Source organism: Castellaniella sp., from assembly GCF_034007085.1.
Classification (GTDB): domain Bacteria; phylum Pseudomonadota; class Gammaproteobacteria; order Burkholderiales; family Burkholderiaceae_B; genus Castellaniella.
In genome coordinates, this window is sequence record NZ_JAVERO010000133.1 from 1 (window position 1) to 5511 (window position 5511).

At 64.9% G+C, this 5511-nt stretch carries 6 protein-coding genes; all 6 read right to left on the reverse strand.

Going from position 1 to position 5511, the window contains the following annotated elements; all coding sequences use genetic code 11:
- A partial coding sequence (gene flgL, locus RBR29_RS10170; protein ID WP_320349017.1) for a flagellar hook-associated protein FlgL occupies positions 1–528 on the reverse strand: 528 nt, incomplete at its 3' end.
- Positions 529–552: 24 nt separating this feature from the next.
- A complete protein-coding gene (gene flgK / locus RBR29_RS10175; RefSeq protein WP_320349018.1) occupies positions 553–2211 on the reverse strand; it encodes a flagellar hook-associated protein FlgK in 1659 nt (552 codons plus the stop codon).
- A gap of 116 nt (positions 2212–2327) precedes the next feature.
- The gene (gene flgJ / locus RBR29_RS10180) at positions 2328–3299 is read right to left on the reverse strand and encodes a flagellar assembly peptidoglycan hydrolase FlgJ (RefSeq protein WP_320349020.1); all 972 of its coding nucleotides are present in this window, start codon (positions 3297–3299) and stop codon (positions 2328–2330) included.
- Between the two features lie 7 nt (positions 3300–3306).
- Positions 3307–4452, reverse strand: coding sequence for a flagellar basal body P-ring protein FlgI (locus tag RBR29_RS10185; protein WP_320349021.1), 1146 nt, complete (start codon positions 4450–4452; stop codon positions 3307–3309).
- A gap of 4 nt (positions 4453–4456) precedes the next feature.
- Positions 4457–5155 carry a flagellar basal body L-ring protein FlgH gene (locus tag RBR29_RS10190; RefSeq protein WP_320349023.1) on the reverse strand — a complete coding sequence of 233 codons (699 nt, stop codon included), beginning with the start codon at positions 5153–5155 and terminating at the stop codon, positions 4457–4459.
- A gap of 6 nt (positions 5156–5161) precedes the next feature.
- The coding region (locus RBR29_RS10195) for a flagellar hook-basal body complex protein (protein WP_320349025.1) at positions 5162–5511 on the reverse strand (350 nt) is incomplete at its 5' end.

Below are 5511 nucleotides of genomic sequence, written 5' to 3' on the forward strand. Positions count from 1 at the left end.
GGAACCCACATCGCTGCCCGCGATCCGGCGGGTCTGATCGGCCTGGATTTCGCGCTGGAGCGTATCGCCCTGGTAATTGCCCGCCGCCCCATAGGCCGGCGTGCTGCCCAGCGAACCCGAGAACAGGTACTGGGCATTGCCATCCGTGGTATTGGCAATGCCCATCAGGGAATCCCGCGCATTCTGCAGGACATTGGACAGAGTCGCACGATCGGCATCCGACAGCGTGCCGTTGGCCGATTCGACCAACCGGGTGCGCACATCCTGCAGCAGCAGCGTCAGCGTATTGAGCGCGTCTTCTTCGGTCCCCAGGTTCTGGTTGGCAACCGCGCGATTGTCCGCATAACGGGCATTCTGGGCCTGGGATTGAGACAGATTGATGGCCTGCGATGCCCCCAGGGGATCATCGGCCGGCGTGACCATTTTCTGGCCCGTGCCGATCTGCTGGTACAGGTGCAGCAGGTCGGACTGCTGGGCGTTGATGGTTTTCAGGCCGGTCTGGAAAACGAGGCTGGAGCTGATACGCATGATGGTTCCTGAGACGGGCGCGGCTTAGTTGCGCAGGGCGAGCAAGGTATCGAACAGGGTCGAGGCCGTATCGATCAGGCGTGCGGCAGCGCGGTACTGCTCCTGATACTGCTGCAGATTGATGTATTCCTCGTCCAGATTGACGCCGGAGACCGCCTGCTGAGCCGAAAAATTCTGGGCAATCAGGGTTTCCTGGGCCTTTTGCGCAGTCGTGTTCTGTTGTGTCTTGACCGCCACCGCGTTGACCAGCTGGGAATAGGCTTCGTTCATGCCCATGGACCCATTGGCCAGGACTTTCTTGGAACGCAGCGCAGCCAGCTCCAGGGCATTGTCGCCATTGGCGGTGCCCGCGCCCGGCGCCGCAGCGGCGACCTTGGCCGGATCGGTGATCGCCACGGTCATGGCGGCCGCCGCATCACGGGTGGGCTGGATCAGCCAGCTGTCGCCCGCAGCCGGGACCATGCCCGCCGTGTCGATTTCCACGCCGTCGAAGCTCAGGGTGGTGCCGGTGACCGTGGGCGTGAGCGACGTGCCCTCGGGCACCCGCGTGACGGTGTAGTTCGTGCCGTCGTACTCGACCCGGTAGTCTTGATTGGTGATCTGGGACAGACCGCCCGCCGCATACGCGGCCGCGGGGGTGCCGGCGCCCGCGCTGTTGGTCTCGTGACCGATGACCTTGGGCGTGCCGACCGTGAAGAAATCGACGCCCGGCGTGCCGGACAGATCCACACCCAGCTTGTGCTGTTCGTTGAGGGCGATGGAAATGCCCAGGGCGATGCGGCCCAGATCGTTCTGCGTGGCATCCAGCGCCTCGGAACGGAAGGTCAGCAGGCCGCCCAACTTGCCGCCGGTGATGCGGGAATCCGCCATCTCGATGGGAATGGTGTTGCCCGCAGCGTCTTTTGTCGTGTAGTTGACTGCCAGCCGCGCCGGATCGGCCTTGGATGGATGGGCTTCGAGATAGTAGACGGAATCCCCGCCCAGTACGGTCTGGCCATTGCCGATCGTCAGGCTGACCCGGTCGTCCTGTTCGTAGGCCTTGACGTCCACCAGCTGGCCCAGTTCGGACACCAGCTGATCGCGCTGGTCCAACAGGTCGTTGGGCGGCTGGCCCGGGTTGGTCGCCTTGGCGGTCGTGATCTGGCGGTTCAGGTCATGAATGCGATCCAGATAGCTGTTGATCTGGGCGACCGTGGTGTCGATCTGGGTGTTGACGTTGATGCGCTGGCTGTCCAGAAAGGCATTGGCGTCGCGGATCTGGGCGGCCAGGCTGTTGGCCCGGCCGATCAGTTCCTGGCGGGCGGCGACATCGGCGGGGGCGGAGGCCACGGCGTCCAGGCTGTCGAAGAATTTCTGGATGCCCGGGGAAATCCCCACGGTGCGGTCAGCCACCAGATTGTTGACCTGGCTGATCTGGTCGCCATAGGTCTTCAGGGCCGCTCCGCGCGTCAGAGAACTGGTGAGCTGGGTCTGCAGGAAATTATCGTAGGAACGCTGCACGCTGACGGCCTGCACGCCCCGACCGATCCAGCCGGCCGAGGTCGGGGTGGCGCCCGCCGTCTGCGACAGGACGGTCTGGCGGTTGTAGCCTGCGGTGGCAGCATTATTGATATTGTGCCCCGCCGTCTGCAAGCGGTTTTGCGCGACCAGAAGGCCTGCCTTGCCGAGATTTGCCAGATTCATATGCTGCAATCCTATCGGTTGCGGACGCGCCAGATGGGCGCGTCCCGGAATTCTTCCCTGATCATAACGGCCAGCCGGCCCGGAAATTTAGGTCAGGCCGGCGACGAGCGCCGCCATCAGCGGGCGTTGAAATACCCCATGATGGAAATCAGCTTGTCGGCGTACCCCGGATCGGTCGCATAGCCGGCTTCCTGGATGCGCCGGGCGGCGGCCTCGGCGGAAGGCGCCGTCACGACCTTGCCGTAGCGATCACTGCTACCGATCAGTTCGGCGTAATCCTGGAAGGATTCGGCATAGGATCCATAGGCTCGGAACGGCTGCGACAGCCGGTGCGCCACGCCGTCCTCGTCGTATTCTGTGGTCATGACATGCACCACGTCGCCGCGCCAGCTGCCCCCGGCCTTGATGCCGAACAGATTATGGCTGCTGCGGCCATCGGGACGCCGGATTTCGCGCTCGCCCCAGCCGGATTCCAGTGCCGCCTGGCTGAGAATCAGCCTGGCCGGCACGCCGCTGCGCCGGGCCGCCAGTTCGGCCGCCGCACCCATGCGATCCACGAACGCCCGGATATGCGCCGGCGCGCCCTGGATGGCGCCGCCGATCCGCTCGCCCGCCCCGCGCCGCGCCAGCCCGTCGATCAGGGCACCAATGGAATCGGCCATTTCGCGCCGGCCCTCGCCGATGCACGACTGCAAGGCCGGCAGGCGCGAACGGGCAGCCTCGGGCGGACTGCCCAGCGAGCCGGATGACGTCAGCACCCCACCCTGCATCTGCGCCATCAATGCATCGGCCAGCCCCAGGCCGGGATTGGCCATGACCAGTGCCGCCTGTTCGTCGCTCATGCTCTGGGCCATGCGCGTTGCCTGGGAATCGAACAGGGACGGCATCTGCGCCGAATGCTGGCGTGCCTGCTTGAGCATCATCTGGATGAAAATCGCCTCGAACTGGCGCGCAACCTCGCGTTGCGGATCCTGCGCGGCACGCCCCCCGGCCCGCACCCCCTGCTTCAGGGCATTCAGGCTGCTGAAGTCCAGCGCCGAAGGCGTCGCATCCGGAGTCGGCAGGGGAAACTGCGAGACGAATTCCATGGCGGCCTCAGATGACTTCCAGGTCGGCGCGCAGGGCACCGGCGCTTTTCAGGTTCTGCAGGATGGACAACAGGTCCTGCGGCGTCGCCCCCAGGGCGTTCAACGCCCGGACCACATCGGCCAGATTGGCGCTGGTGGTGACGCGCTGGATGGCGCCGCCTTCGCTGCGCATCTCTATCTGGGTGTTCTGCGTGACCACGGTCTGACCGCCACCGAATGGCGTGGTCGGCTGGCTGACCTGCTGTTGCGGACTAATGGTGACCGACAGATTGCCATAGGCGATGGCCGCCTCGTCGATGGTGACGGTGCGGTTCATGACGACCGATCCGGTGCGCGCGTTGATGACCACCCGGGCACGGGCCGGCGGCAGGCCGACCTGCAGGTTTTCCACCTGCGACAGAAACGCGAGTTGGGCCTTGGGATCGGTGGGTGCCCGCAATTCGATGGTGCGGCCGTTGATGGCCGTCGCGGTCTGCGCCCCGAACCGGCGATTGAGCGCCGCCACGACGTTCTGCGCGATGCCGAAGTCGCTGCTGTTCAGTTCCAGGCGCACGGTGCCGTCCTGGACATAGGTCGTGGGCACGCCACGTTCGACGATGGCGCCGTCCGGGATGATGCCACCGTTCAGCTGGTTGACCTGGACGCTGGCACCGCCCTGGGATGCGCCGGCGCCGCCGACCAGCAGATTGCCCTGGGCCAGCGCATACACCTGGCCGTTGGCGCCCTTGAGCGGCGTCATCAGCAATGTGCCGCCACGCAGGCTCTTGGCGTTGCCCATGGACGACACCACCACGTCCAGGCTCTGGCCCGGCTGGGCAAAAGCCGGCAAGCGCGCAGTCACCATGACGGCAGCAACGTTCTTGACCTGCATGTTGGTGCCCTGGGGCACGGTCACGCCCAGCTGGGACAGCATATTGGTCAGACTCTGCTGGGTGAAGGGGGTCTGGCGCACCTGGTCGCCGCTGCCATCCAGGCCAACCACCAGGCCGTAGCCGATCAGCTGGTTTTCCCGCACGCCGGTGAAAGAGGCCAGGTCCTTGATGCGTTCGGCCTGGACGGCACCCAGGGGCAACAGCACGCCCAGGCCCAAGGCCAGGACACTGGCAACCAGGCGGCGCGCGCGGATGGGAATTGAATTCAACGATGCAGCCATGGCGTCAGAACGGGGCGATGTTGAGGAAGAAGCGCTGCAGCCAGCCCATGGTCTGGACTTCGTCCATCACGCCCTTGCTGCGGTATTCGATGCGGGCATCGGCCACCTGGGTAGAGGACACCGTATTGCTGCCCGTGATCGAACGTGGATCCACCACGCCGGAAAAACGCACGTATTCACTACCCCGGTTGATGGCAATCTGCTTTTCGCCGGCAATCTGCAGATTGCCATTGGGCAGCACGCCGATGACCGTGGTCGTCAAGGTGCCCGTGAACAGATTGGTCGCGCTGCTGGAACCCGTGCCCTTGGACTGATTGTTGCCCGTAGCATCGAAATTCTGCTTCGATCCCAGATCCGTGGGCAGGAAAGCCGGGCTCGCGCCAATGCCCAGGGATGCCCCGCTGCTGCGATTGGTGGTGGTGTTGACGTTTTTCGCAGCGTTGGTCTTTTCCTGGATCACGATCGTGACGATGTCACCCACATTGCGCGGACGGCGGTCCTCGAACAGAGGATAGTTGCCGTAGGCAGTGGGCTGATAGATGGACCCGTTGGCCTGCGCCGCCGGCAGGGCCGGCGGCGGGGGCGGCGCGGTCAGCGGCCCCGTGACGACAGGTTCGGGCGGCACCAGCGCGCACCCGGACACGACCAGCGCCAGCGCTGCCGCCCACGCTCCCGCCACACCACGCAATCCCTTCATGGACATCCTGTATTACAACTGGGTCAGGCGAGCCAGCATCTGGTCGGATGTCTGCACCGCCTTGCTGTTCATTTCGAAGGCGCGCTGGGTGGTGATCATGTTCACCAGTTCCTCGGCCACGTTGACGTTGGACGTTTCCACGTAGTTCTGCAGCAGGACACCCGCGCCGTCCAGGCCTGGCTGCAGCAGATTCGCTGGCCCGGAAGCATCGGTTTCCGCATACAGGTTCTCGCCCATGCTTTGCAGGCCGGTCGGATTGATGAAAGTCGCCAGCTGCAACTGGCCGACTTCGACGTTGGTGCCGGTCGCACCTGGCTGAGTCACGGATACCGTGCCATCGCGCGCGATCGTGATGGAAAGCG